At 62.3% G+C, this 26,766-nt stretch carries 28 protein-coding genes; 17 read left to right on the plus strand and 11 right to left on the minus strand.

What is annotated here, in order from left to right:
• Positions 1-67 precede the first annotated feature (67 nt).
• The gene (locus HJC04_RS18990; protein ID WP_003580247.1) at positions 68-490 is read left to right on the plus strand and encodes an organic hydroperoxide resistance protein; all 423 of its coding nucleotides are present in this window, start codon (positions 68-70) and stop codon (positions 488-490) included.
• Between the two features lie 167 nt (positions 491-657).
• Here the strand turns inward: HJC04_RS18990 and HJC04_RS18995 are convergent, their stop codons facing one another.
• Complete coding sequence (locus HJC04_RS18995; protein WP_210628673.1) at positions 658-1,179, minus strand: MarR family winged helix-turn-helix transcriptional regulator; 522 nt, start codon at positions 1,177-1,179, stop codon at positions 658-660.
• Between the two features lie 88 nt (positions 1,180-1,267).
• Here HJC04_RS18995 and HJC04_RS19000 point away from each other — a divergent pair, with 88 nt between their 5' ends.
• The 3 genes from HJC04_RS19000 to HJC04_RS19010 are packed head-to-tail and all read left to right on the plus strand — an operon-like array spanning position 1,268 to position 3,336.
• The gene (locus HJC04_RS19000; protein WP_210628672.1) at positions 1,268-1,996 is read left to right on the plus strand and encodes a thioredoxin family protein; all 729 of its coding nucleotides are present in this window, start codon (positions 1,268-1,270) and stop codon (positions 1,994-1,996) included.
• Between the two features lie 42 nt (positions 1,997-2,038).
• Positions 2,039-2,506: a DUF1579 domain-containing protein gene (locus HJC04_RS19005; RefSeq protein ID WP_210628671.1), complete on the plus strand. Its 468-nt coding sequence runs from the start codon at positions 2,039-2,041 to the stop codon at positions 2,504-2,506.
• 50 nt (positions 2,507-2,556) lie between these two features.
• Positions 2,557-3,336, plus strand: coding sequence for a VOC family protein (locus tag HJC04_RS19010; protein ID WP_210628670.1), 780 nt, complete (start codon positions 2,557-2,559; stop codon positions 3,334-3,336).
• A gap of 206 nt (positions 3,337-3,542) precedes the next feature.
• Here the strand turns inward: HJC04_RS19010 and HJC04_RS19015 are convergent, their stop codons facing one another.
• Entirely contained in the window at positions 3,543-5,063 is a 1,521-nt protein-coding gene (locus tag HJC04_RS19015; RefSeq protein ID WP_221146836.1) for an ABC-F family ATP-binding cassette domain-containing protein, read from the minus strand.
• A 389-nt stretch (positions 5,064-5,452) separates the two neighbouring features.
• Positions 5,453-7,045: an ABC-F family ATP-binding cassette domain-containing protein gene (locus HJC04_RS19020; protein WP_221146837.1), complete on the minus strand. Its 1,593-nt coding sequence runs from the start codon at positions 7,043-7,045 to the stop codon at positions 5,453-5,455.
• On the opposite strand from HJC04_RS19020, the gene HJC04_RS19025 reads away from it, so the two are divergent.
• Entirely contained in the window at positions 7,044-7,238 is a 195-nt protein-coding gene (locus HJC04_RS19025; RefSeq protein ID WP_210628667.1) for a hypothetical protein, read from the plus strand. The genes HJC04_RS19020 and HJC04_RS19025 overlap by 2 nt on opposite strands.
• A gap of 168 nt (positions 7,239-7,406) precedes the next feature.
• Here HJC04_RS19025 and HJC04_RS19030 read toward each other — a convergent pair whose 3' ends face one another.
• Positions 7,407-8,963: a helicase HerA-like C-terminal domain-containing protein gene (locus HJC04_RS19030; RefSeq protein ID WP_210628666.1), complete on the minus strand. Its 1,557-nt coding sequence runs from the start codon at positions 8,961-8,963 to the stop codon at positions 7,407-7,409.
• A gap of 203 nt (positions 8,964-9,166) precedes the next feature.
• Between HJC04_RS19030 and HJC04_RS19035 the strand changes: the two genes are divergently transcribed.
• The 3 genes from HJC04_RS19035 to HJC04_RS19045 all read left to right on the plus strand — a co-directional run bounded on the left by HJC04_RS19035 (position 9,167) and on the right by HJC04_RS19045 (position 10,529).
• A complete protein-coding gene (locus HJC04_RS19035) occupies positions 9,167-9,559 on the plus strand; it encodes a DUF937 domain-containing protein (protein WP_064801188.1) in 393 nt (130 codons plus the stop codon).
• A 76-nt stretch (positions 9,560-9,635) separates the two neighbouring features.
• Positions 9,636-10,091, plus strand: a complete 456-nt coding sequence (locus HJC04_RS19040; protein ID WP_221146838.1) for an NUDIX hydrolase — start codon at positions 9,636-9,638, stop codon at positions 10,089-10,091.
• Positions 10,092-10,211: 120 nt separating this feature from the next.
• Positions 10,212-10,529, plus strand: a complete 318-nt coding sequence (locus HJC04_RS19045; RefSeq protein WP_221146839.1) for a hypothetical protein — start codon at positions 10,212-10,214, stop codon at positions 10,527-10,529.
• Positions 10,530-10,541: 12 nt separating this feature from the next.
• On the opposite strand, the gene zwf is transcribed toward HJC04_RS19045, so the two are convergent.
• Both zwf and HJC04_RS19055 read right to left on the minus strand, forming a co-directional pair.
• Entirely contained in the window at positions 10,542-12,059 is a 1,518-nt protein-coding gene (gene zwf, locus HJC04_RS19050; RefSeq protein WP_210628662.1) for a glucose-6-phosphate dehydrogenase, read from the minus strand.
• Positions 12,060-12,230: 171 nt separating this feature from the next.
• On the minus strand, positions 12,231-13,109 hold the full coding sequence (locus HJC04_RS19055; protein WP_221146840.1) for a LysR substrate-binding domain-containing protein: 879 nt from the start codon (positions 13,107-13,109) through the stop codon (positions 12,231-12,233).
• Between the two features lie 172 nt (positions 13,110-13,281).
• Between HJC04_RS19055 and speB the strand changes: the two genes are divergently transcribed.
• The 7 genes from speB (at position 13,282) to HJC04_RS19090 (ending at position 20,580) form a co-directional block, all read left to right on the plus strand.
• Positions 13,282-14,340, plus strand: coding sequence for an agmatinase (gene speB, locus HJC04_RS19060; protein ID WP_221146841.1), 1,059 nt, complete (start codon positions 13,282-13,284; stop codon positions 14,338-14,340).
• Between the two features lie 108 nt (positions 14,341-14,448).
• Positions 14,449-15,531 (plus strand): PotD/PotF family extracellular solute-binding protein, encoded by a 1,083-nt coding sequence (locus HJC04_RS19065; protein ID WP_210628659.1) that lies wholly within the window; start codon positions 14,449-14,451, stop codon positions 15,529-15,531.
• A 60-nt stretch (positions 15,532-15,591) separates the two neighbouring features.
• Positions 15,592-16,626, plus strand: a complete 1,035-nt coding sequence (locus HJC04_RS19070; RefSeq protein ID WP_221146842.1) for an ABC transporter ATP-binding protein — start codon at positions 15,592-15,594, stop codon at positions 16,624-16,626.
• On the plus strand, positions 16,623-17,480 hold the full coding sequence (locus tag HJC04_RS19075; RefSeq protein WP_221146843.1) for an ABC transporter permease: 858 nt from the start codon (positions 16,623-16,625) through the stop codon (positions 17,478-17,480). Before HJC04_RS19070 ends, HJC04_RS19075 begins: the two co-directional genes overlap by 4 nt.
• Positions 17,477-18,274, plus strand: a complete 798-nt coding sequence (locus tag HJC04_RS19080) for an ABC transporter permease (RefSeq protein WP_210628656.1) — start codon at positions 17,477-17,479, stop codon at positions 18,272-18,274. Before HJC04_RS19075 ends, HJC04_RS19080 begins: the two co-directional genes overlap by 4 nt.
• A gap of 75 nt (positions 18,275-18,349) precedes the next feature.
• Positions 18,350-19,546 (plus strand): alpha-hydroxy acid oxidase, encoded by a 1,197-nt coding sequence (locus tag HJC04_RS19085; RefSeq protein WP_210628655.1) that lies wholly within the window; start codon positions 18,350-18,352, stop codon positions 19,544-19,546.
• A 14-nt stretch (positions 19,547-19,560) separates the two neighbouring features.
• Positions 19,561-20,580 (plus strand): Ldh family oxidoreductase, encoded by a 1,020-nt coding sequence (locus HJC04_RS19090; protein ID WP_259668901.1) that lies wholly within the window; start codon positions 19,561-19,563, stop codon positions 20,578-20,580.
• Between the two features lie 125 nt (positions 20,581-20,705).
• Here the strand turns inward: HJC04_RS19090 and tam are convergent, their stop codons facing one another.
• From tam to HJC04_RS19105, 3 genes are all read right to left on the minus strand, one after another.
• Entirely contained in the window at positions 20,706-21,476 is a 771-nt protein-coding gene (gene tam / locus HJC04_RS19095; RefSeq protein WP_221146845.1) for a trans-aconitate 2-methyltransferase, read from the minus strand.
• Positions 21,477-21,550: 74 nt separating this feature from the next.
• Positions 21,551-22,831 carry a hemolysin family protein gene (locus HJC04_RS19100; RefSeq protein WP_210628652.1) on the minus strand — a complete coding sequence of 427 codons (1,281 nt, stop codon included), beginning with the start codon at positions 22,829-22,831 and terminating at the stop codon, positions 21,551-21,553.
• A gap of 408 nt (positions 22,832-23,239) precedes the next feature.
• A complete protein-coding gene (locus HJC04_RS19105; protein ID WP_221146887.1) occupies positions 23,240-23,701 on the minus strand; it encodes a cupin domain-containing protein in 462 nt (153 codons plus the stop codon).
• A 661-nt stretch (positions 23,702-24,362) separates the two neighbouring features.
• Here HJC04_RS19105 and HJC04_RS32260 point away from each other — a divergent pair.
• A complete protein-coding gene (locus HJC04_RS32260; protein WP_409078119.1) occupies positions 24,363-24,575 on the plus strand; it encodes a DUF1127 domain-containing protein in 213 nt (70 codons plus the stop codon).
• Positions 24,576-24,751: 176 nt separating this feature from the next.
• Positions 24,752-25,099: a YciI family protein gene (locus HJC04_RS19115; protein ID WP_221146847.1), complete on the plus strand. Its 348-nt coding sequence runs from the start codon at positions 24,752-24,754 to the stop codon at positions 25,097-25,099.
• A gap of 181 nt (positions 25,100-25,280) precedes the next feature.
• Here the strand turns inward: HJC04_RS19115 and HJC04_RS19120 are convergent, their stop codons facing one another.
• Complete coding sequence (locus HJC04_RS19120; RefSeq protein WP_210628648.1) at positions 25,281-26,009, minus strand: SDR family oxidoreductase; 729 nt, start codon at positions 26,007-26,009, stop codon at positions 25,281-25,283.
• Positions 26,010-26,031: 22 nt separating this feature from the next.
• Positions 26,032-26,760 carry an SDR family oxidoreductase gene (locus HJC04_RS19125; protein WP_221146848.1) on the minus strand — a complete coding sequence of 243 codons (729 nt, stop codon included), beginning with the start codon at positions 26,758-26,760 and terminating at the stop codon, positions 26,032-26,034.
• Between the last annotated feature and the right edge of the window lie 6 nt (positions 26,761-26,766).

Here is a 26,766-nt window from a genome sequence, read left to right on the forward strand (position 1 = left end):
GCGTACAATTTAATTGCGCTATAGTAAAACTCCAACCCGATCGAAGGGCCAACCAAAGGAGATCGTCATGCCTATTCTCTATACGACCAAAGCCTCTGCCACCGGCGGCCGCGCCGGCCGCGCCGTATCCGAAAACGGCGTTCTGGACGTGACGCTGACCGTTCCAAAGGAACTCGGCGGCGACGGCGCGACCGGCACCAATCCCGAACAGCTCTTTGCCGCCGGCTATTCCGCCTGCTTCCTCGGTGCCTTGAAATTTGTTGCAGGCCAGCAGAAGGTCAAGATTCCCGAGGACACGACCGTCTCCGCCAAGGTCGGCATCGGCCCGCGCGAAGACGGCACCGGCTTCGGCATCGAAGTGGCGCTGACGGTCAATATCCCGGGCCTCGACCGCGAGACCGCCGAAAAGCTCGCCGCCGCGGCCCACATCGTCTGCCCCTACAGCCACGCCATGCGCACCTCGACCGAAGTACCGGTCACCGTCGCCTGATCGCAGCGACCTGCGATTTGCCCCTCACTGCAACCCTCTCCCCATTCTGACGGGGAGAGGGGAGTGCCCTGCGAAGATCGGCGTGGAACGGAGAGCTTGCGGCATATCCCTTCTCGCCGTCACAACGGGGAGAAGGTGCCGGCAGCCGGGATGAGGGGCAGGTCACTCTAATCGCCCGTCGCCCGTCCACTTTGACGCGGCCGGCGCGACCCCTCAGCCGGTTTCGGCGCTTCCACCGTCGCCCCGGACAGCGCCTGCAGATCCTGCCGCAGCCGCCCAACGCCGCCGCCCGGCAATCCGTCGTCGAGGGCCGCATGCGTGCTTTCCCAGATCGGCAACGCCGTTGCCAGCACCGCCTTGCCTTCCGCAGTAAGGCTGAGCAGCCGGCCGCGCCTGTCCTTCGGGTTCTCCGCCACCGTCACCCAGCCCCTGCGCTGTAAGGGCTTCAGCGCCGCCGTCAGCGTCGTCTGGTCCATGGCGAGCAGGGCGGCGACCGGCCCCATCGGGGGCGGTTCCGGCCGGTTCAGCGACATCATCAGGGAAAACTGTCCGTTGGTGAGGCCGGCCGGCCGCAACGCATCATCGAACAACCGGGCAAGCGCGCGTGCCGCCCGCTGCACATGCAGGCAGAGGCAGGTGTCGCGCACCAGCAGCGTCGTCGAAAACGGGATCTCGATCGAATTTGACATGCTCAATTTCTATTGATATCAATGCAATTAGTCAAGGAGAAGGAGATGAGCCGGCTTCACCGGCGGGCGCCGGAGGAGGGCGCAGTTCATGCAGAACGAAGTAGTTTCCCGCGAGGAATGGCTGGAGGCCCGCCGCGCCCTGCTGCTGAAGGAGAAGGAGGCGACGAAGCTGCGCGACAGCATCAACGCCGCCCGCATGGCACTTCCCTGGGTGAAGGTTGACAAGGATTACGTCTTCGAAACACCCGAGGGAAAGAAGTCGCTCGCCGATCTCTTCGATGGCCGCAGCCAGCTTTTGATCTATCATTTCATGCTCGGTCCCGGCTGGCAGGCCGGCTGCCCCGGCTGCTCCTTCCTGTCGGATCACGTCGATGGCGCTCTGCCGCATCTCAACCATCACGACGTCACCTGGGTCGCTGTTTCCCGTGCCCCGCTCGAGAAGATCGCCGCCTATAAAAAGCGCATGGGCTGGAAATTCCCCTGGGTCTCATCCTTCGGCAGCGATTTCAATTTCGATTATCACGTCTCTTTCAGTCCGGAGGACCTTGCCAAAGACAAAGTCTTCTACAATTTCACTGCTATCGAGCCGGCTGAGGCTCATGACGAGCTGCCCGGCCTCAGCGCCTTCTACCGCAACGACAAGGGCGAGGTCTTTCATACCTATTCGAGCTATGCCCGCGGGCCGGAAGAACTGATCGGCACCCTGATGATCCTCGACCGCGCGCCGAAGGGCCGCAACGAGGAAAGCACGATGAATTTCGTGCGCCGCCACGACGAATATGAGGATGCTCCGAAGACCTCGTCCTGCTGTCACTGAGCCATCAAACATTTGGAATATCGTCACCCGAAGGGAGAAGCGATGATGAAAACGGCCGAAGTGCTGAAGGAGCATTCTTTTTTGGAAAGACTGGTCGGCGACTGGAGCGTCACCGCACCCGAGATGTCCGACGGCAACGACTGGACGGAGACCGTGCGTTCGCTGCACGGCATCTGGTTCGTCGCCGAAGGAACCGGCCTCATGCCGAATGGCAAGCGGGCCACCACGATCCTGACGCTCGGCTACAACGCCGAGAAGGGCAGATATGTCGGCAGCTGGATCGGCAGCATGATGGACTATATGTGGGTCTATGAGGGCGAGGTCGACGCCTCCGGCAATGTTCTCGACCTCTATACGACAGGACCAGACTTCAGCGGCGATGGCCTTGCCGATTACCGCGAGCGGATCACCTTCATCGACGACAATCACCGCACTTTCACCTCCAGCGCCAAGCAGGAGGACGGTTCGTGGAAGCAGTTCATGGAAGCACATTACATCCGCAGAATCTGACAATCACGGCGCCCCCAGCGAAAGGGTGGCGTCACAAGAGGGAGAACGTGATGTCCAAGACGCATGGAAAGTTCATCTGGTGTGAGCTGATGACATCAGACACCGCAGCCGCCGCGAAATTCTACAGTTCCGTCGTCGGCTGGACCACCTCGGACATGCAGGTGGAGGGCATGCCGACCTATACGATCTTCGAGGCGAACGGCATCGGCGTCGCCGGCCTGATGGAGTTTCCGGCCGAGCTTGAAGGTCAGGGCATCCCGCCGAACTGGACGGGTTATGTCGGCGTCGACGATGTCGACCAGACGGCAAGGGATTTCGCCGCCAATGGCGGGGCGGTGCGCCGGCCGCCCCAGGACATCCCGAGCGTAGGCCGTTTCGCCGTCGTCGCCGACCCGCATGGCGCCGTCATTTGCATCATGACGCCGGCGCCGATGGAACAGGAGTGGCCGGAACTCGCCCCCGACGCACCCGGCAACATCGGCTGGCACGAGCTCTACGCCGGCAACGGCAAAGACGCGCTGGCCTTCTATTCCAATCTGTTCGGCTGGACGAAGGACAGCGAGATGGATATGGGGCCAATGGGCGTCTACTACCTCTTCTCGCATGATGGCAGGCAGATCGGTGGGATGATGACCAAGCCCGACAGCGTGCCCATGCCCTGCTGGAGCTACTATTTCATCGTTCCCGCCATCGACGCGGCGATCGAACGCGTCACATCGGGCGGCGGCAAGGTCGTCAACGGCCCGATGGAAGTCCCCGGCGGCAGCTGGATCATCCAGGCCACCGATCCCCAAGGCGCCTTCTTCTGCCTGGTGGCGCCGAAGCGGTAGCTGCTGTGCCGGACGGCGTGCCCCTCATCCGGCTGCCGCCACCTTCTCCCCGTTCTGACGGGGAGAAGGGACATGCCGCAAGCTCTCCGTTTCACGCGACCTCTCTTATGGCACGTCCCCTCTCCCCGTCAGAACGGAGAGAGGCTAGGCTGAGGGGCTTGCGCCTGAAACGCTTTGGGCTACGGACGCCAGACCTCAAAAGCTTGTCACACTGCCACAGAAGCAAAAAACCCCTCCGGGCTCTCCACCTCCACCAGCCGCTTCTTCTCGATCAACCAGAAGCGGTTTCCAACCGCCCGCACGAAGCTGCGGTCGTGCGAGACCAGCAGACAACTCGCTTCATGCGCCATCAGCTCGTTTTCCAGCGCTTCCTGTCCCTCGATATCGAGATGGTTGGTGGGCTCGTCGAGCAGATAGAAATTCGGCTCCGTCAGCCTGAGCACCAGCATGCCGAGCCGCGCCTTCTGGCCGCCGGAAAGCTGGCCGATCGGCTTTGACTGCATGTCGATCGTCATGCCGGCTCCGGCGAGCAGTGCCCGCGCCCGCTGGTCGCCGACATCGAAGCGGCGGATGATCGTGCCGATCGGCGTATCCTTGTCGGCAAGATCGGCCAGCGCCTGATCGCCATAGCCGAGAACCAGCGACGGCGTCGCCTTGATTCCATTCTGCCCGGCCTCGGGTCTGTCGATCGCTTGTTTCAGCATCGACACCAGCCGTGATTTGCCGGCGCCGTTGAGGCCGAGGAGCACGATGCGGTCTCCCTGGCAGATGAATTGGCGGCCGGTCTTGAACAGCAGCGTCCCGTCCGGCGTCGTCACCGCCGCGTCGTCGAACGTCATCAGCACCTTGGCATGCGTGCCGCGGTTGGAAAGCCGGATGGCGCCGGCCGAGCGCTCGAGATGGGCCGGTTTTGCCGCGTCCTCCAGCTTCTCCGCCCGCTGCTTCAGCTGCTTCGTCTTGACGACCAGCAGGTCGCTGCCGGAATTGATGCCAATATTGTTGAGCTTGGCCGCCTGCTTGCGTAATTGCTCGGCCGCCTTCATGTCGCGCTCGTAACGCCGCGCCTCGGAAGCGTCGATCTCGTCGAGGGCGGCGCGTGCTCTGCTATAGGGGAGCGCGAAGACCGGCGATTGCTCCGGCCGCAGGAACAGCGTCCTGTTCGTCGTCGCATCGAGGAAGGCGCGGTCGTGGCTGGAGAGGATGACCGGCACCTCGCGCGGCAGCGCATTCAGCCAGCTTTCCAGCTGCGCGATCTTTTCGAGGTCGAGATGGTTGGTCGGTTCGTCGAGCAGCAGCACGTCGGGCTCGCTGACCCAGCTGCGCGCAAGCATCGCCAGCCGCTGCCAGCCGCCGCTCAATTGCTTCAGCGGCCGGCTGCGCATGACTTCCGGCACCTCCAGCGATTCCAGCACGACATCGACGCGCCAGCTCTCGCTTTCGGCCTGATCGGCCGGCAGCGCCTGCAGCACCGCATCATGGAACGGCGTGTCGAAAAGGGCGGTCGGCACATTCTGCGCGACATGGCCGATCGTCAGCCCACGCGCCTTGGTGATCTCGCCCGCGCTCGGCTCCAACGCGCCGTTGATGCAGGCAAGCAGGGTGGATTTCCCGCGGCCGTTGGCGGCGACGAGACCGATGCGGTCGCCTGCATTGACGACGAGATTGAGGTTGGAAAATAGCCGATTGGCGAGCGTCACGCCGAGATTGCGGATATTGATGAGGGTCATGTTCGTTCTCTGGTCCTGGCCGGGGGCGGGCGCAATCGGTGGCGTCAGGCCATCACGGATTGCGTCTTGCGGGCCCGGGAATGAGAGGAATGCGCGCAGTCATCCGACGGCGGCGCATCGGCCACGAAGGGCAGACCAGGAAGAGAGTGAAAGCGTCTCTGGTCAGCCCTGCAAACGCATTTGCAGGGCGTTGACTGGACCACGCTGGCGATGATGCCGGAAATAATACTGCATAGCGTGATCCTCCTTTCTCGAAAGGGTTGCAGGATGGAAATACCATTGCCGACAAAAGGAGGCAAGGGAGGTTGGAGGAGGCCGCGCTCTCAATAAGCGGGGGTAGGGAATGGAAGGTGCCGCTGGCGGAGAGCACTGCTGCCCGCTGAAATCACCTACCCGCATCGCGGGCCCGGCAATTCCAGCCGCCGCGTTATGCCGATGGTTTCGAGAAACGTCTCGTCGTGGCTGACGACGATCAGCGCCCCGTCATAGGCGCTGAGCCCCGCCTCGACGGCAGATATCGAGTCGATATCGAGATGGTTGGTCGGCTCGTCCAGGATCAGCAGCGGCGGCGGTGCGGCGCCGAGCGTGCAGGCAAGACCGGCCCGCAGCAATTGGCCGCCGCTGAGGGTCGAAACCGTCTGCAATGCCGCATCCGCTCTGAACATGAAGCGGGCGAGCGCGGCCCGGCAGGTGTTTTCATCGGCTTGCGGATTGATCCGGCGAAAATTGTCGCGGATCGAGGCCGATGGATCGAGAAGGCCGATCTTCTGGTCGAGCATCGCGAAACCGGTCATCACCGCAACCGTGCCGGCCCAGGCATTCAGCTCGCCGGTGATGAGCGCGAGCAGCGTCGTCTTGCCCGAGCCGTTCGGCCCGGTGACGGCGATACGTTCCGGTCCGGTCACGTCGAAGGAGAGATCGTCGATGATGGGTTGATCAGGCCGGTAACCTGCCGTCACGCCGTCGATCTTCAGCACGATCTTGCTGGCCGGCAGCCCCGTCGGCGGCAAGCTAACCTGCAGCGGCTGGAGGATCTCGATCTTCTCGCGCGCCGCCTTGGCCTCTTCAAGGGCCTGGGCGCGCCGTCGTTCGGCAAGACGGGCATTGTCGCCGCCGGTGGTTTCGCTCCGCTCCTTCATGCCGCCGAGCATGATGCGCGGGATGCCGCCCTTGGCGGCCATCTTCCGCCCGGCGCTGTCTCTCTGTGCCTGACGCTCGACGTTCGCCTGTGCCTTCCTGGCCACCTCCGTCATGCGTCTTTCGGCATCGGCAAGATCATGCCGGGCGGCGGCCAGCTCAAGCGCCTTGCGCTCGCGATAATGGCTCCAGTTGCCGCCGTAGCGTGTCGCGCCGAGCGAGGTCAGCTCGACAATCTGATCGACGCTATCGAGCAATTCCCGATCATGGCTGACGATGACCGCGCCGGCCCGCCAGCCTGAAATCAGCGTGATCACCGCGTCGCGGCCTTCGCGGTCGAGATTGTTTGTCGGCTCGTCGAGCAGCAGGAAGTCCGGCTCGCTGAAGATAAGCGCGGCAAGAGCGGCGCGTGTGCGCTGCCCGCCAGAGAGTACGGCAAGCGGCGTCTGCGGCTCCGCGTCGAGCCCCGTCCGGTTGAGCGCGGCGGCGATCCGCGCCTCCAGCGTCCAGTCCGCCGAAGCAAGCTCGTCGGCCGTTGCCGCGCCGGCTTCGGCACGCCGAAGAAGCGGGAGCGCCCCGGCCGCGCCGAAGAGATCGGCAATGGTTTCGCTAGGCGTGACCTGGACGCTCTGGCGCAGCACGCCGAGACTGCCACTGACTGAAACCGTCCCCGACTGAGGTTGGATCTGACCGGAGACGAGCTTCAGCAGCGTCGTTTTGCCGACGCCGTTGCGTCCGACGAGACCGCTGCGGTCCCTGCCGAAACTGAGGTCGAGATCGGAAAAAAGCGGCCGCCCGTCAGGCGTGGCCCAGGAGATTTGCGAGAGAGTGATGGAGGCAGGCATGGATATGGATTTCCCCGTTGGCAAGGCGAACTGGCATTGCGATCGGGTTGAGATCCATTGCGGCACACATCCTGTTGAAATGGTCGATGCCGGGCAATTTAGGAAAGAAAGGCCGAAGGTTCAAGGTAAAGCGGCGATTCTGCATTCTTTCCGGCAAACCGTGCCGATGCCCCTCACCCTCTCCCGTTTCTGACGGGGAGAGGGGACGTGCCCTGCGAGAGACTGGTGGGGAATGGATAGGTCGCGGTATGGTCCCTTCGCCCCGTTTGCGGCTTCCGAAGGACGGGTCGAGACCAGTGGCTCGACCCAGTCGGTGTCGGCAGGCGGATGAGGGGCTCAAGCGCGCCGCCGCGCAAAACGCCTACCGCTTCAAGCTCCCTAGGATCCCCCGCACCAATGCCCGGCCGACCTGGGTGGCGACCGTGCGGGCGACGCTCTTCATTGCCGCTTCCACCACCGTTTCGCGCTGGTAGCCGGAAGACCTGCCGCGCGATTGGCCGCGGCCCTGGCGGTTGTCGTCATCGCCGAAGCCCGGCAGGCTCCAGCCGGAAGTCGTGCCCGGCTGCTCTGCCGCTTCTTCCTGCGCTCGCTTGGCGGCCTCGGCTTCCGCCGCCTTTTTGGCGCGCGCCGTCAGCATTTCGAAGGCGGATTCCCGGTCCACGTCCTCGTCATAGACGCCGAGAACCGGGCTCTTGTCCATGACCTGCTGGCGTTCGCCATCGCTCAGTGGGCCGACGCGGCCCGACGGGGGGCGGATCAGCGTCCGCTCGACGATGGACGGCGCGCCTTTGGCCTCCAGTGTCGAGACCAGCGCCTCGCCGGTGCCGAGAGTGGTGATGACGGTGGCGCAATCGAAGGCCGGGTTCGGGCGGAAGGTGTCGGCGGCCGTCTTCACCGCCTTCTGCTCACGCGGCGAATAGGCGCGCAGCGCATGCTGGACGCGGTTGCCGAGCTGGGCAAGTACTGTTTCCGGCACGTCGAGCGGGTTCTGCGTCACGAAATAGACGCCGACGCCTTTGGAGCGGATCAGCCGCACCACCTGCTCGACGCGTTCGACGAGAACCTTCGGCGCGTCGTTGAAGAGCAGATGCGCTTCGTCGAAGAAGAAGACGAGCCTCGGCTTTTCCGGATCGCCGACCTCCGGCAGTTCCTCGAAGAGCTCCGACAGCAGCCAGAGCAGGAAGGTGGCGTAGAGCCGCGGATTCATCATCAGTCTGTCGGCGGCAAGCACCGAGATCTGGCCGTAGCCATTGTTGCTGGTGCGCATGATGTCGGAAATCTTCAGTGCCGGCTCGCCGAAGAAGTGCTCCGCGCCCTGCTGTTCGAGCACCAGCAGCGCCCGCTGGATCGAGCCGACCGAGGCTTTGGAGATCAGGCCGTACTGGCTGGAAAGCTCGCTGGCGTTCTCGCCCATATAGTTGAGCAGTGAGGTGAAATCCTTGAGATCGAGCAGCGGCAGCCCGGCCTGGTCGGCGATCTTGAAGGCGATGTTGATGACGCCTTCCTGCGGCTCGCTGGCATCCATCAGCCGGGCGAGCAGCAGCGGGCCCATCTCGGCGACGGTGGTGCGCACCCGGTGGCCCTTCAGCCCGAACAGATCCCAGAAAATCACCGGAAACTGGTCGAATTCATAATCGGCAAAACCGATCTGTTCGGCACGCTTGGTGAGGAAATCCTTCGGCTCTCCCCTGGCGCCGATGCCGGAAAGATCGCCCTTGATATCGGCCGCAAAGACCGGCACGCCGGCCCGGGAGAAGCCTTCCGCCAGCACCTGCAGCGTCACCGTCTTGCCGGTGCCGGTGGCGCCGGTGACGAGGCCGTGGCGGTTGCCGAATTTCAGGTCAAGATATTCCGGCTTGTTGATGCTGTCGTCGGGATTGCGGCTTGCGCCGATGAAAATCTTGCCGTCCTCGATCATCCCCAAATGCTCCCTTCGGCGCTGCCGCCATTTGTCGAGAAGGTCCGGCGTCCGCGGCCTTCATCGAACCATCGTTTCCCTGTTATAAGCAGGCAGGCAGATGCGGACAACTGTTTGCATGGGAAGCGAAACCGCTGGCTTGAGTTGCAATCGATTCTCGAATAACGTTGACGTTAACGTCAAAAAATAACAGGAGGCTGACGATGAACGAAATTGTGACTGAAATCGCCGATCGCGTGGGTATTTCCCCCGAGCAGGCGGAGAAGGCGCTCGGCATGATGCTCGGCTTCCTGCAGCGCGAGGCCGCCGACGGTCCGGTGGCGCGGATGATCGAGGCGATTCCTGGCGGGGCCGATCTCGTCGCCCAGTTCAATGGCGCAGGCGCCGGCGGCGGCGGCCTGCTTGGAGGGTTGATGAGCTCGCTCGGCGGCGGCGGCATCATGGGTCTCGGTCAGCAGCTGATGGGCGAGGGCCTCGGCATGGGCGAGATCACCTCGCTCGCCAAGGAAACCATCGCGATTGCCAAGCAATATGCCGGCGAAGAGGTCGTCGACGAAGTCGTCGCTTCCGTTCCGGGGCTCAGCCAGTTCGTCTGAGCGATGGCCGAACATAGGAGCCTCGCCGTATTCGCTGCGAGGCTTTTCTATTCGTCCGCGCCCGAAGGAGAGCCGCATGACCGTCTGGCGCCCGCCGCAGCAGATCAGGGTGAAAGTGATCGGCCTTGCCTGGCGAGAGAACCGGTTGCTCGCTGCAGAAGTGGAAGATGACAGCGGCCGCATCAAGGGCGTTCGCCCGCTCGGCGGCTCGATCGAATTCGGCGAGACACGCGAACAAGCCCTGCACCGCGAAATCCGGGAGGAGCTCGAGACGGATATCCGCATCGTCGGCCCCTGGCATCTTCTCGAAAACATCTTCGAACACCATGGCGCAATCGGCCACGAATTCATCTTCGCCGCCGATATCGAGTTGGCGGACAATGCCCTCTACGATCGTGACGAAATCCGCTATTCCGAGCTGGACGAGACGGCGGCGACGGCACGCTGGTTCGGCCGCGACATGCTGCGTGATGCCGGCCTCGATCTCTATCCGACAGGCCTCGAGAGGGTGCTGTCGCGCTGGCGTGATTGAGGCTTGGGGAGGTTTTTAATCTGCTCGCCAAACTTTGATCGCCCGGGCCTGCCCGATAGGGAACAAGGGGCGTAGAATGGCTGTTTCTGCCGCATTGCCGACATCAGAAGGAACAGCATCATGCGCAGGTTCATTGCAGCAACGTCGATCGCTCTCCTCAGCCTCTCCGGCCCGGTTCTTGCCCAATCGAACATGGGCATGGATGCCAGCGGCCGCTTTGACGGCACGCCGCCGCTCGGCACCGCGCCGGGCGCCGAGCCGCAGACCGGGCTGGTCATCCCGCTCGACTCGATCGAAACCGGCAGTGTCGATAACGGCGCTCCGAGCGGTCGCGTCGACTGGGCGCGCTGTCCGCCCCGCAAGGACCGCGGAGCGCTTGCCACGCAAGGTGGCAGTAGCGGCGCCTCCGTCAGCCCCGCCTGCAGCCAAGGTCAATGATCCAGGCAGGCTCTATTTGCTGTTCTTGCCGTCGCGGTGCAGGATGACGCCGAGTTCATGCCATTTGCGTCCGTCGCGCTCGATGAGCGCGTCGGCGCAGGCCGGTCCCATGCTACCCGGCGCGTAAGCTTCGGGCGTGCTCGGGTCCTTGCTCCAGACGTCGAGGAAAGGCTGCACCGCCGCCCAGCCGGCCTCAATGCCGTCGGCGCGCTGGAATAGCGTCTGGTCGCCGATGAAGAGATCGTAGAGCAGCGATTCATAACCGGTGGTCTTGCCGATATCGAACTTGTCGGCATAGCGGAAGTCGAGCGACACTGGCGTCGTATCGACGGAAAGCCCGGGCGATTTGATCGAGATTTCCATGCTCATGCCCTCGTCCGGCTGCACCTGGATCACCAGCCGGTTGGGCGGCAGGCGGCGATCGACCTCGGTCTCGCGAAACTGCGCGAAGGGCACCGGCTGGAAGGTGATGACGATCTCGGTGTCGCGCGCCGTCATTGCCTTGCCGGTTCTGAGGTAGAAGGGCACACCCGCCCACCGCCAGGTATCGGCATAGAGCTTCAGTGCCACGAAAGTCTCGGTCCGGCTGTCGGGTGAGACGTCCTTGCTGTCGCGATAGGCCGGAAGCTCGACGCCGTTGAGCGGGCCGGCCGCATAGGCGCCGCGCACGCCATGCGTCTTTGCCTCCTCGGGCGTATAGATGCGCAGCGCCTTCAGCACCTTGCTCTTCTCGTTGCGGATCGCCTCGGCATCGAAGCTGTTCGGCGGCTCCATGGCGATCATCGCCAAGAGCTGGAACAGATGGTTCGGCACCATGTCGCGCAGCGCCCCCGTGGCATCGTAGAATTTGCCGCGGCTGCCGACATCGACGATCTCGGCGGCGGTGATCTGCACATGGTCGATATAGCGACTGTTCCATAGGGACTCGATGATCATGTTGGCGAAACGCGCCGTCATCAGGTTCTGCACCGTCTCCTTGCCGAGGAAATGATCGAGCCGGTAAACTTGGCTTTCGTCGATCTGCGCGAGGATCTGCGCATTGAGCGCCCGGGCAGAGGCGAGATCGGTCCCGAACGGCTTCTCGATGGCCACGCGGCGGAAGACGCCCTCGCTTTCATCGGTCAGCCCATGAGCGCCAAGCTTCTCGATGATCGTGCCGAAGAAGGATGGCGGCACCGCCAGATAGAAGGCGGCATTGGCGTTCGGCCCCAGCCGCTTGCCGATCTCGAGGAAAACATCCTCCTTGGTGAAGTCGCCCGACATATAGGAAATCCGCCGGCGCAGGCTCTCCCAGGCCTCGTCCTTAACCGTCTGCTCCTCGCCGTTCAGATGCTCGAGGAAGGCATCGAGCCGGCCGCGCAGGAATTCGTCGTCACCCGTTTCGATGCCGATGCCGAGGATATTGAGATCCTCGCCGACGAGGCGCTGACGCGTCAGGTTGATGATCGCCGGCACCAGGAGCCGGCGCGTCAGATCGCCGGTGGCGCCGAAGATGACGAGGGTGACCGGCGGGGTAGGGGCAGCGTGCATGTCTCACCTCCGAGATTTTGCGGCCGACTATAATGCCTGCCGGTTTCGCCGCAACCTGGGCGGCGAGGGGTAACAGGCATTTGACAATATTTGGAGCGGGCAGGTGCTGTGGCCCGGTCGTATGCAAAAGGTGTGGCGATGTTACAGTTGGCGCTCAGCCCCAAGGCATGCTCAGTTGCGGGCGAGCGAAGTGTAGAACCAGTCGATGAAGACGCGGACGATTGGCGTTGCGTGAGCTTCGGTTCGGCAGGCCACATAGACCGCGTCGTTGGCCGGAACCGTAAGGTCGAACGGCGCGATCAGCTCGCCACGCGCGATCATGTGCGCGGTGGTGATGTTATCGCCGAGCGCAATGCCATGACCGTGTATGGCAGCCTCGATCGACAGGCGCGCGTCGCTCATCATGTGTTGGCGTGCCGGCATCGCAACCCCGGCCGCGGTGAGCCAGGTGTTCCACTCATTGCCGCGATCAGCGTGCAGGAGCATATGGTCACGCAAATCGCGCAGGGAGCGTAGCGGGCGCCGGTTCATGAGGGCTGGGCTGACGACAGGGAAGAGCTCCATCCGGCTCCAGAGGCGCGACCAATAATTGGGCCAGTTGCCGCCGCCGTAAAGAATGCACAGGTCGACATTCGGGGAGCTCAGATTGTTCGGGTCGTTCGAGGCGCGCAAGTCAAGCAGGATGTCGGGGTACTGATCGGTGAACTCCTGTAGCCGCGGAATCAGCCAGAGTGACAGCACTGCCGCAACACAAGTCACTCGCAGCGTGCCGCCGGTCGCGGGCCGGGTCATCGCCGCCTTCGCTGCAGCGATATCCGAAAATGCATTGGAGACGACCGGCATCAACAACGCGCCCTGACTTGTCAGCTTCAGCCATTTGCCGCCGCGCTCGAACAGGCGCACGCCAAGCGACTCCTCCAATGTGCGTATCTGATGGCTGATCGCACCGTGCGTGACATTCAATTCGCGGCCCGCGGCGGAAACCGATCCATGGCGGGCAGTGGCCTCGAAGGCGCGTAGCGGGTTGAGAGGCGGAAGACGGCTGGTCATGGCGACAACCTGTGAGAAAAATTCGCATGAAACCGTATATTAATATCAATTGATTTTCCAGTGAGCTTGCCGTTCAATCAGTGGAAGAAGCCATCGGCCCCTGCCGCAGAGCTGCAGCCGAGGACCGACCTGCTACCCTGATCGCAGCATCGTAACCGTTAGGATGGCCGTCATGTCCTGGAATGAAACCAAGCTTTCCGAACTCCGAACCAGGTATGGCGACAGCCACGGCGGTGAGTTGCACGATCCTGAGTTCCGCAGGGTGGCCGAGAAGATCTTCAACAAGAGCGGCACCCGCCTTGCGCCCTATTCGGGCATTCCGACATTCCTCTCCGCCCCGCTCATGCAGATCGACAACGACAACCCGGATTTCGGGGACTTGCAGGTGGCGCTCCTCGGCGTGCCGATGGATCTGGGGGTAACGAACCGCCCGGGCTCGCGCTTCGGGCCGCGGGCGCTGCGCGCCATAGAGCGGATCGGGCCCTACAATCATGTGCTGGGCTGCGCGCCGGTTCAGGAACTGCGCGTGGCAGACATTGGCGACGTGGCGTTTCAGAGCCGGTACAGGTTGGAATTGTCGCACGAGGATATCGAAAAACGCGTGGCGCAGATCGTGGCGGCAGGCGTGCTGCCACTCTCGGTAGGCGGCGACCACTCGATCACCCATCCGATTCTGCGGGCCGTCGGCAAGGAGCGGCCAGTCGGCATGATTCATATTGACGCCCATTGCGACACCGGCGGTGCTTACGATCTGACCAAATTTCACCATGGCGGCCCATTCCGCAACGCGGTGCTGGACGGTGTGCTCGATCCGACGCGCGTGATTCAGATCGGCATTCGTGGCTCGGCCGAATATCTCTGGGAGTTTTCTTATGCCTCGGGCATGACGGTGATCCATGCCGAGGAGATCTCGGCGATGGGCATCCCTGCGATCATCGAAAAGGCCAAGGCCATCATCGGCGACGGGCCGACCTATCTTTCCTTCGACATCGACAGCCTCGATCCGTCTTTCGCGCCGGGCACGGGCACGCCGGAGATTGGCGGCTTCACCACCCGCGAGGCGCTGGAGCTTGTCCGCGGCTTCAAGGGCGTGAACCTGGTCGGCGGCGATGTCGTCGAGGTCGCGCCGCAGTATGACGCCACCACCAACACGGCCCATGCCGGCGCGCAGATGCTGTTCGAGATATTGAGCCTGATGGCGTTCAGCCCGGCAATCCGCCGCGCCGCCTGATGGCCTTGGCCGCAGCTCAAGGCGGCCCGGAATGACAAGAAGGCTGCAAAGGCCTCGAATAAACTGAAAGAGGGTAGCGGCGGTGCCGCATCGTTGAGGAGAAAGATCATGACGAAGTTGACAATGAACCGCCGCACCGTGCTCGGTGTCGGCATAGGTGCTGGTGTAGCCATGTTGGCGATGCCCAATGTGCTGCGCGCTCAAGCCAAGTCGCTGAAGGTCGGTGTTTATGGCGGCTACTTCAAGAACTCGTTCGACAAGAACATCTTTCCGGAGTTCACCAAGGCGACCGGCATCGCGGTCGAATCCGTCGCAGAGCCGACCGGCGAGGCCTGGCTGGTGCAGATGCAGCAGGCAGCCCAAGCAGGTCAGGCGCCGGCTGACGTTTCGATGATGTCGCAGGTGGCGATGCGCAAGGGTCAGGCCATAGAGCTCTGGGCTCCGCTCGACCTCGCCAAGATCAAGAATTCCAGCAACCTGCTCGAGCGCTTCATCAACAAATACCCGGATGGCCGCGTCGCCGGCATCGGCGCGGTCTCATGGTTCATCACCCTGGTCACCAACACCGATGTTTACAAGGAAGCGCCGGCCAGCTGGACAGCGCTTTGGGACCCGGCCAATGCCGACAAGCTCGGCCTGCTGGCGCTCGTCTCCAACTCCTTCCTGCTCGACGTGACGGCAAAGACCTATTTCGGCGGCGCCCAGGCGCTCGACACTGAGGAGAACATCCTCAAGGTGTTCGCCAAGCTGGCCGAGCTGAAGCCGAATGTCCGCCTGTGGTATCGCGACGAAGCGCAGTTCGAGCAGGCGCTGAAGTCGGGTGAGATCCCGATGGGACAATATTACCACGACGTGACCGGCCTCGCCGCCGCGGACGGCCAGCCCGTTCGCTCGACCTTCCCGAAAGAGGGCGGCATTCAGGACGCAGGCTCGTGGGCGCTGTCGAAGGCGTCGCAAAAGACGGAAGAGGCCCATATCTTCATCGACTATATGTGCCAGCCGTCCATCCAAGCCGTGCTGTCACGCAAGGTAGGCACGTCGCCAACGGTCAAGCGCGAAACGACCGACCTGAACGAGAAGGAATTTGCGGCGGTTTCCTCCGACATCGAACCGATCATCCCGCACTACGACATGTACACCTCCAAGGCCGACTGGCTGAATGAGAAGTGGACGGAAATGATCGCCAGCTGAGACTAATCGTGCTTTCGCAGGCCTCGTTCGCAGGCCTGCCTTTCAGTTGGGAAGAGGCATATGTCGGGACTCACGCTTCAGAATATCGTCAAGGACTTCGGCGTCATTCGCGCCGTCGACAATGTCGACCTGACGGTGCCGCACGGGGCATTCGTCTGTCTGCTCGGCCCCTCCGGCTGCGGCAAGACGACCTTGCTGCGCATGATAGCAGGTCTCGATCTGCCGACCTCGGGCCGCATCACGCTCAACGGGAAAGACATCACCAGGACGCCGACGCACCAGCGCGAGCTTGGCATGGTGTTCCAGTCGCTGGCGCTGTTCCCGCACCTGACGGTTGGCGAGAATATCGCCTATCCACTGCGCATTCGCGGCCGTCCGAAAGACGAACAGGCGAAGCGCGTCGAAGAGCTGTTGGCGATGATCTATTTGCCGGGCTACGCTGATCGCGCCGTGTCGAAACTTTCCGGTGGCCAGCGGCAGCGCGTCGCAATCGCAAGGGCACTGGCGATTTCTCCGAAACTCTTTCTGCTCGACGAGCCGCTGTCGGCGCTTGATGCGAAGCTGCGCGAAGCCATGCAGGTGGAGCTTCGCCAGCTTCATCAGAGGCTCGGCATCACCACGATCGCCGTCACGCATGACCAGCGCGAGGCGATGACCATGGCCGATACGGTTGTGGTCATGAACGGCGGTCAGATCCGCCAGGCAGCGTCGCCGACCGAGATTTATCGTAGACCGGCAGACAGCTTCGTCGCGGATTTCATTGGCCAGACAAACCTGGTCGAGGCCAGGCGGGAGGGCGGCGCGGTCAGCATATTGGGGCAGCCGGTCGCGGCCCTGTCGCTGTCGGCAGGGATCGAGCGCGCCACACTCTCGATCCGGCCGGAAGACGTGCGCCTGGGCCCGCCCGAGGCCGGCGCGCTGACGGGCGAGGTCACCTTTGTGCGCGATCTCGGCGGCGTCGTCGAAACCTTTGTCAATGTCGGCGGTCAGCAGTTCATTGCGGTCTCGACGCCGCGCGAGCGCCCTGACGTGGCGGTGGGCCAGACGGTGGGCATTGCGCTCACCGACAGGGACTGTGTGGTGCTCGAGCAATGAGACGCGAAGCCCCGCAGACGCTTGGCGACTATGCCCCGCTAGCCTTCCCGGCGATCATGCTGATCGTCTTCTTCGTCGTGCCTTTCGGCACGATGATTTCCGTCAGCTTCTTCAAACGCCAGCAGGGCGGCTTCTACACGCCGGATTTCGTCTTCGACAATTATGTCCGCTTCCTCTCAGCCTTCTTCGGCGGAGTGCTCAGCTTTTCCCTGCTCCTCGCGGTCGCGGTGGCCGCGACCTGTGTCGTTCTGGCCCTGCCTTTCACATATCTGCTGATCCGCATGAAGCGGAGCACCCAGGTGGCCTGGTTGGTCGCACTTCTTTCGATCCTGTCCCTGTCTGAGGTCATCATCGGTTTCGCCTGGTCGACGCTGTTTTCGCGCACGGCCGGCATCACCAACCTGTTTGTATGGCTCGGCCTCATGCAGCAGGCCGTCGCCCTGACGCCGAGCATCGGGGCCGTTGTCACAGGCATGGTCTATCAGGCCTTCCCCTACACGATCCTGGTCCTCTACCCCGCGCTGGTGCGGCTTGATCCGACGCTTTCGGAGGCCGCGCGCACGCTCGGCGCTTCGCCGGTCAAGGCCTTCTTCACCGTCGTCGTGCCAGCGCTGCGCGATACGATCGTCGCCACGCTGATCATGGTCTTCATTTTCGCGCTCGGATCCTATCTGTTGCCGCAACTGCTCGGCCGCCCGCAGCACTGGACGCTTTCCGTGCACATTACCGACCAGGCGATCTATCAATCGAATATGCCCTTCGCGGCTGCCATGGCGGTTTTCCTGGTGTTGGTCACACTGGCCCTTGTAGCGCTCACCTTGCTCGTTGGCCGCCACGGAGGGGCGAGCAAATGACCATTCTCCGCAACGTTCTTTTCGTGATTGTCGGACTGTTTCTCGCTTTGCCGCTGATCGTCGTCGCCGGCGTCTCGGTCAACGCAAGGCAGAGCCTCACCTTCCCGCCGCAAGGTTTCTCGCTCGGCTGGTACGGTCAGATATTTCTCGACATGGAATGGCGCAATGCGCTGATCGCGTCGCTTCTGCTGGCGCTCTCGTCGGCGGCGCTGGCAGTGCTGATCGCCCTGCCGCTCGCCTGGTTCCTCTGGCGCCGCTACGCGCCCTGGGCCAATATCTTCCAGTTGCTCGGCGTGGCGCCCTTTACCTTGCCACCGGTCATCACGGCGCTCGGCCTGCTGACTTTCTGGGCCACGACCGGATTCTACGGGCAACCCTGGACGGCGATGATCGGCCACGCCATCTTCTTCGTCACGCTGCCGCTGGTGACCATTTCGCTCGGCTTTTCGGCGATCGACCGCTCGCTGGTAGAGGCCGCCTCGACCCTGGGAGGCGACGACCGCACGGTGTTCCGAACCGTCGTTCTGCCACTGATCTCGCCGTACATCGTATCGGGCTACGCGTTTGCCTTTGTTCTGTCGCTTAACGAATACATCGTTGCCTACATGACGGTCGGTTTCACGCTGGAAACGCTGCCGATCAAGATCTTCAATTCGCTGCGTTACGGCTACACGCCGACCATGGCGGCGGTGACGATCCTGTTCGTGGCGACGGCAGCGATTGTCTTCAGTCTGGTCGCGCGCTTCGGCGACCTGCCGAAACTGCTTGGCGCGATGACGTCCAACGAGCCCTGATCGAAGCAACCAGTCCCGCCAGGGAACGCCAGGACGATCAGCCGTTCCTTCCTCCTGAACATCGAAGCACCCGAGATGGACCTAGCGCTAGAACGACGTTTTCCCTGCGTCGCCGACATGAAAAAGGCCGCGCAAAGACGCATGCCGCGTTTCGCCTGGGACTACCTCGTCGGCGGACTCGGGCGCGAAGCTTCCGTGCGGCGCAATCTGGCGGCCCTGGAAGAGGTGGTGCTTATGCCGAGCTACCTCGCCGACGCCGACGAGCCCGATACTGGCGCAAGCCTGTTCGGCCATCGTTTCGACGCGCCATTTGCCGTCGCGCCGCTTGGGTTGGCCGGCCTCCTGTGGCCCGGGTCCGAGCTGCCGCTCGCACAGGCTGCCAGGCAGCATAACCTTCCCTATATCCTGAGCACTTTCGCCAACACCTCGCTTGAGACGATCCGTCCTGCAGGCGGTCATCACACTTGGTTCCAGTTCTATCCACCGAACGATCCCGCCATGGAAGACGACATGGTGGATCGGGCGCGCAGAGCGGGCTACGACGTTCTTGTCGTGACTGTCGACATTCCAGCGTCCGCCCGGCGCGAGCGCGACATCCGCAATGGTTTGACCATTCCGCCGGTCTTTGACTTTTCAACGATCACGCAGGTGGCAATGCGGCCGTCATGGGCAATGGGCATTCTGCAAAACGGGGTTCCCGACTTCGCCAATCTCTCGCCTTACTACCCGAAGGGCTCGAGCCTTGCCGCAGCGGCCCAATTTGTCGGCAGGGTGATGACGGGTCACGTCACCCGCGAGCGCTTCAAGAAAATCCGAGACGCGTGGCCAGGCAAGATCCTGGTCAAGGGTGTGCTTCACCCCGAAGAAGCGGAGGAATATATGTCCTTGGGCGGCGATGGTCTGATCCTCTCAAATCATGGGGGACGGCAACTCGACGCCGCGCCGTCTGCGGCGGAGGTCATCGGTGAAATCCGCGCACGACTTGGCCCCAAGACCCTGCTGCTCGCAGACGGCGGTGTGCGCTCCGGCCTCGATATCGCCCGGATGCTGGCGCTCGGCGCCGATTTTGTCCTGATCGGCCGCCCATTCCTGTTTGCTTCCGCCGCCATCGGGCGTCGCGGCGGCGATCATTTGATGAACGTCCTGAAAGCCGAACTGACGGCAACGATGGCGCAACTGGGCTGCAGGACGGTCGAAGACTTGCCAGCGAGCCGGTGGCGGCCGAAAGGCGGGGCGGCGAAAGAACTTGATCTCGGATGGAGAATTGCGTGACTGAAGCCGTTACGATGAGCATCGAAGCCCTGCAAAATCGAATCGTTGCGATCTTCGAGCGCGCAGGATTGAACAAGGTGCAGGCGGCGGCTTTGGGCCATGTCATCGTGGCCGGCGAGCGCGATGCCTGCAAATCGCACGGAATTTACCGCATCGAGGGGGCGTTGCGCACGATGAAGGTGGGCAAGGTGAAGCCCGATGCCGCTCCTGTCCTTGCGCGGGATGACGGCAGCGCGATCGTCAGGGTCGACGCGCAGGGCGGTTTCGCCAGTGCGGCGTTTGAACTCGGCGTACCCGTACTCGCGGAACGCGCCAGGCGGCTTGGTATCGCCGCCATGGTCATCAACGATTGCTCGCACTTCTCGGCCCTGTGGCCCGAGGTCGAGGCACTGACCGCGCACGGCCTTGCAGCATTGGTGATGTGCCCGAGCTATGCGACGGTTGCCCCATCCGGAGGCAGCAAGCCTCTGCTCGGCACCAATCCATTCGCCTTCGGCTGGCCTCGCAAAGACCAACCGCCCTACGTGTTCGATTTTGCCACGTCGGTGGCGGCGCGCGGTGAGATTGAACTGCACCGCCGCGCTGGCAAGCAACTGCCGGAAGGTTGGGCGATCGACGCTGCCGGCAATCCCACCACTGACCCGGTTGCCGCGCTCGAAGGCGCAATGATGCCTTTTGGCGGCCACAAGGGGTCCGCCATCGCCACCATGATAGAGCTGCTCGCCGGCATCATGATCGGCGATCTTACCAGCCCCGAGGTTCTAGACTATCTCGGAACGACGACCTTGGCGCCGTTCCATGGCGAACTGATCATTGCAATGTCACCCGAAACCTTCGCCAGGGGCCGCCCCGGCGATCCGTTCGCGCGCGCCGAAATCCTCTTCGAAACGATCGTCGGACAAGGCGCTCGGCTGCCATCGCAGCGCCGCTTCGCCGCGCGCATGAAATCGGAAGCTGAAGGGATCAGCCTGACTGCAGCCGAACTCGCCCAACTGGACGCGCTGCTGGCTGGCGGACTGGCCGCCGTTAAATAAAGCACGTCGTTCGGAAATGTGCAGCGGTTTCGGGGCAACGAGAGATCCACCGACGTCGGAACCTCATGTGCAATCCCTGCGGACTGTGAGCGCAAGAGTGCGAAGAGCATGCCGGGCGCAGCCGGTCATTTCTTCACCGCCACAATGAAAAGCCGCGGAAATCTGAGCAGCACCCGCCCGTCCGCCAGCTTAGGATGGGTCTGTTCGACCCGCGCGAGGTAATCGGCGAGGAATGCCTCGCGATGCTCTGCGCCGGCACGGGCGAGATAGGGCATCAACCCGGTTCCCTTGACCCATTCGACGATCGCTGCCGCATCGGCCATCGGGTGATTGTAGATGGTGTGCCAGATATCGACGCGCGAGGCCTTGGCGATCAGCCTGTTGTAATAGGCCGACGGCGCGGGCAGGGGCCTGCGGCGCACGCTCTTTGCCTCGAATGCAACTTTCCAGGGGCCGGCATTGGCAGTTTCTTCCATCGCCAGATGTGAGGGTTCACCGAGATTGTCGGGCATCTGCACGGCAAGAACGCCGCCTTCGGCAAGCCCGTCCATCAGCCGCTCGAAAATGTCGAGGTGATCGGGCAGCCACTGGAAGACGGCATTGGCAAAGAGCAGGTCGGCAGGCTCCGTCGGCTGCCAGCTGCCAAGATCCGCCTCGACGAAGGCGGTGCCGGGAAGCCGCTTGCGGGCCGTCTCCAGCATGTTGATGTCGCTGTCGAGGCCGGAGACGCCGGCAGCCCCATAACGCTTGATGATGAGTTCGGTCGAATTGCCCGGCCCGCAGCCGAGGTCGACGGCGCGGCGAAGGTTCTGCAGCGGCACCTGCGCCAGAAGATCGCGCGCCGGCCGCGTGCGCTCGTCCTCGAACTTCACATACTGGCTGGCGGACCATGCCATGGCGATACCTCCTGATGTCGGGCCACGTCTTCCTGTGGCGGATGCGAATCGTGTCGTTGTTGCGCCCGTCGAACTCAGTCGCGAACTTCAGACACAAGGATCTTGTCCACGCGCCTGCCGTCGAGATCGACGACCTCGAAGCGCCACCCATCCCTTGTGAAGCTCTCCCCCAATTCCGGCAGATGTTTCAGCTCCTCCAACACCAGGCCGGCCACGGTCTGATATTCGAGATCGTCGTCGAGCTTGAGGTTCAGGAACTCGGCGAATTCATCGATCGGCGCCCAGCCGGAGACGAGATAGGAACCATCGTCTCGGCGAGCGATCGCCTGCTCCTCGACCGGCCCCTCCTGGAGCGCGCCCATGATCGCTTCCAGAATGTCGCCGGACGAGACAATCCCTTCGAAATGGCCGTATTCGTCAAACACCAGCACCATGTGAACAGGCGATTTCCTGATCGCCTCAATCACGCTGGTCGCGGTTGCAAGGTCTGAAACGACCGGGACGTCCTGCGTCAGAGCCTTGATATCGGCGCTGCCGTGTTCGGACATCGAATCGTAGAAGTCCTTCACCGGAAGGATGCCGATCACCTCGTCCGAACTGCCTTTGCGAACCGGCAATCGAGACCGCTTCGTCCGGTGCAGCTGCGCCCGGATTTCATCGAGGCTGTCGTCGATATCGATAATTTCGACGTCCCGTCGCGGCGTCATCAGCGCCCGGGCGGTGCGGTCCGCCAGCCGCATGACGCCCGAGATCATCGCGGACTCCTCGCTTTCGATGACGCCCGCCGATTGCGCCTCGGCCAGAACCGTCTTGATCTCTTCGTCAGAGACGTTGTCGCCCACTTTTCCTGTCTGGCCCAGCAGCTTGAGCACAAGATTTCCCGAGGCGTTCAGAAGCCAGACGAGAGGCAGCGCAATCTTTGAAAGCAGCGCCATGGCGGGTGCGACCCTCGCCGCAACCGCTTCGGGTTCCCGCAATGCGATCTGCTTTGGAACAAGTTCGCCGACGATCAGGGAAAGATAGGTGATCGCCACGACGACGAAACCGACGCCGATGGCGTCGGCAGCCGTCGATGACATCCCCTGCGCCTCCAGCCATGTCGTCAGGCGACCGCCGAGTGTTGCGCCTGAGAAAGCGCCGGAGAGAACACCGACAAGCGTGATGCCGATCTGAACCGTGGAGAGAAAGCGACCGGGGTTTTCGGCAAGTTTGATGGCTTGAGCTGCACCTTTGCTCCCATTTTCGGAGAGAACCTTCAGGCGGGCCGTTCGAGAAGACACGACGGCGAGCTCAGACATGGCGAGCACACCATTCAAGATGGTGAGAAACGCCACAATTCCAATTTCCAGAAACACAGGGACCCTATTCGTTGAGGTTTTGATGCCGCATAAGGCGAGGCGGCGGAAGCTTCGCAGAGACGCTATATATGCGCATCACCCATCGGCAAAGCTTTCTGTGAGCTCGGCTGGATGCAAGGCCAGGCAGACTTCGTCACACTGTCTACGACAGGCGCCAGCATCTTCTGCGGCGGCTTTCCGGTTTGAGCGGGCGGAGCGTGTACTGGATGGGTCGCTATCAGGCATGGCGCAATTTTGGCGGTGAAACAGGCCCGGCGCAAGAGGCGCTGGGCGAATTCCTTATAGCGCCTTGATGTGACAGTTTCGAAAAACGGCGACAAGGATGCCTTCTTGCTGGGAGTTTCAGGGAAATTCGCATTCATGCGTGATGCCGAGCCGAACGCTCCGGCATCACGCGCGCGAATGTCACGCCGCCAGAATGGTGATCCCATAAGCATTGGCAGTGGCCGTCATCCGGGCGATGGTCTCAGGCGAGGGGGCCTTCAGCGGCTCGCTCGTGCCTTCCGCTTCGATGAACTCAGCCATCTCCCGATCGACGATGGCCGAAAAGACTGCGGGGACGGTCCCGCGGTTGGCATAGCCGTGCACCACCAAAGGCGGAATCGTGACGATGTCGCCAGCACCTGCTTCGATCTCTTCAGGGCCGCTGTCGGTCAGCCGCCAGATCGTCAAACGGCCCTCGAGAATGCGGAAGACTTCCGGGCTTGCATGCGCATGTCTAGGCGTCCGGCTGCCTGATGGCACGGTGACGTCGAAAATGTTGAACCAGGTTCCGCGGAGCCGAAGCCGCCGCTCGATCCGGTCGCCGAGCACGAAATATCGCTTCGTGTTTTCGGCAGATAATTTCACAAACGAGTTGGACATCATGTCTCTTTCTTCTTCTTGACGAGGCTTTTCTTGCAGGCGCCTTCTTGCCGGCGCAGCCGTTAGACCTTTGCGCCGCCTTTGACAACCACTTCTGTTGCAGGGGCAAGATCGCTGGATGGCTTCGGCACGGGATGGACCTGATGAAGCGTCGCGGCCGATATCGGTGCGGCGAGCCCTTTCCGCAAGGTCCCCGATCCAGGGCGGCCTGCGTGAAAATGACACGGGCTCGGCCGGCTCGTCGAGCACGTGCAAGGGCTCATCATGTAATTGGGCCAATCCAGCAATGTCATTGCTTCTAAGGCAGCCCCCTCGACGGTGAGGCCAGCCGGAATATCGTTTGGCGTGAAGTTTCGACAAAACCCACCGTGAGTAAGCCCGCTGCCTTCATGATGAAAAGCACCTTCACAAAGTCCTGCCGGTCGGCCGGCGCCATTCCCTCAAGATCGTATCACTCATCAAGCCACGCCCGCACACCGTCTTGTCGCCCGCTCGGATCAAGCTCCTGACCCAGCGTGTCGATTTCGGCCGATCCTGTTCGATTAAGACGGAGCGCCGTGAGCCAGTCAAAGGAGAGACAAGTATGGCTGCCACTATGTATTCCGAGCAAGTCGAACTACAGTCGCCGCGCTTCAGTGCGGTGGGCACTTTGCAAGCCGTTTGGATGCTGCTGGAACATCAGCGAAGGTACCGTCGGAGCTTGAGCGAACTCTCGCGGTTTGACTCTCGGCTGCTCCGTGACATCGGATTGGCGCCCCCAGAGTCTCCACTGGAAAGATCGGAGAATGACCTCTCCACCCAGACGATCAGAGTGCTGGAACCAGATCCGTCCACGATGTCTGACGCCGTCGCCCCTCTTCCGGTAGTCGGCGCGTGAAAGTGCCGGCGAGACGGCATGCGGCCGTTCTCATGTATCCTCTTCTTCGGCACTGTGAGGCACCGGTCACGCAGAGCAGCAAGCCGCTCTCACCGGAAAGCGCAACTGGCAGCATTTTTTTGCTCTTTGTCGATTCGCGGTATCCAAATGCGATCGGCAGCACCATGGAGGAACCGATGCGCTACCTTTGTCTCTTCTACATCGATCAAACACTTGCTGATGCCGCCAGCAAGGAGGAATGGGCCGAGATCGACCGGGAGTCCTTGGCTTCCAATGAAGAACTCCGACGATCAGGCCACTATATCGCCTCCAATGCTCTTGCCGACCCAAAGACCGCAAAGACATTGCGGGTTCGGGCCGGCAAGGCAAGTTGGACCGACGGGCCCTTCGCAGAGACCAAGGAGCATCTGGGTGGCTTCCTGCTCATCGAAGCGAAGAACATTGCGGAGGTAATGGAGATCGCGGTGCGGGACCCGCTCGCTCGGATGGGGGCGATCGAGGTGCGCGAGACCGCCGGCTTTTAGATTTGAGGTGTCCCGGCTAATGCCGTCGGCCATGCGCTCGACGTTCTGATTAGGGTCACAAGAATCCTTTTCGCCGGATTGTTCACGCTATTGACGAGACACGCCCTGAAGAGCCGGGTGGAGATCACTGAGGTAATCGAGAGCAACATGACGTCAGCGGAGGAAAACACTGCAGCTATACCTACACGTCGAAATTTGTCGGCAAGACAATCATGTCCCGGATCGTGACGTTTCGCGGGCGGGTCAGCATGAAGATGATGGCATCGGAGACCTCTGAGGGCTCGATAAGACTCCCACTGGCTTTTGCCTTCTCGAGGTTTTCCGCGGGCCAATCGGCCAGCAGAGCGGAAACGACCGGGCCGGGCGAGACCTGGCTGACCCTGATGCCGTGGTTCTTCAACTGCCGGCGCATGATCTGGACGAAACTGGTAATCGCCCATTTGGAGCTGGAATAAACCGGCTCCCACTGGATCGGCGCATGGCCGGCTACGGAGCAAGTCACCAAAATGTCCCCGGTCCCGCGCTCGATCATATGCGGAGCGATGTCGCGGACGTTCTTCATGACGGCGTTCACGTTGAGATTCAGCATACGATCAATTGTCGCGGTATCGGTATCGATAAGATCCCCGCCAATGTAGGACCCTGCATTGCAGTGCAGGATGTCGAGATGATCGACCTTTGCCAGGATTTCCGGCACCATGGCCGCGCAACTTGCGGCGTCCAGAAGATCGGTGACCTGCATGACTACGGCGTCGCCGAACTCGGCAGCGTACGTTTCCAGCGCCTGTCTGTTGTAGTCGACCATCACGACCTTGGCGCCGGCGTCGACCAGGGCACGGGTCGTCGCCAGCCCGATACCGGAAGCTGCGCCGGTTACCGCAGCGATCTTTCCTTCGAGTGATTTAGTCATCGTCTTGTCTCGCTCTTGGTTTTCAGACAGCAAGGAAGCCGCCATCGACTGGCAGGACTGCGCCACTGATCATGGCTGCGTCCTCTGAAATAAGCAGGGCGATCGAGCGTGCGACATCGTCGACCTCTGCAAAGCGCCCCATCGGGTGGCGAACCATCATCGGGTTACGTTTGGAAGGCTCGGACCACGCCTTCGCCGCAAGCTCCGTCATGGTAACCGTAGGCGCCACTGCATTGACCCGGATTCCATAGGCGCCGAGTTCCTTGGCCATGACACGTGTCGCGCCTTCCAGTCCCGCCTTTGAAGCGGCGTAAGCCACGTGATCCACGAAACCACGATGTCCGGCGATCGAGGTCACATTCACGATCGTACCGCCGCCGCCGTTCGAAATGCGAGCCCGCGCGAACTCCTGCGCACAAATCAGCGCGGCCCGCAGGTTGATGCCGAGGACCTGCTCATAGCCCTCCTCCGTCATATCGATGACGCTTTCAAGCACGTTGGTTCCCGCGCAATTGATCAGCGCGTCTGCCAGTCCCGCCTTCTTCATGGCGGCGCGTGCTGCTGCATTGTCGGCGAGATTGACCGATATTACCGTCGCGCCGAACTTTGCCGCAAGATCATCCAGATCGGCCTGCGTACGCGACAAGGCGACGATTCGGGCGCCGCGATGGGTGAGCAGTTCAACGCAGGCCCGACCGATACCCTTGCCGGCACCGGTGATGATGACCGTTTTTCCTCTAAAGTCCGACATGGTTGA

The sequence above is a fragment of the Rhizobium sp. NLR8a genome (genome assembly GCF_019685235.1).
GTDB lineage: Bacteria > Pseudomonadota > Alphaproteobacteria > Rhizobiales > Rhizobiaceae > Rhizobium.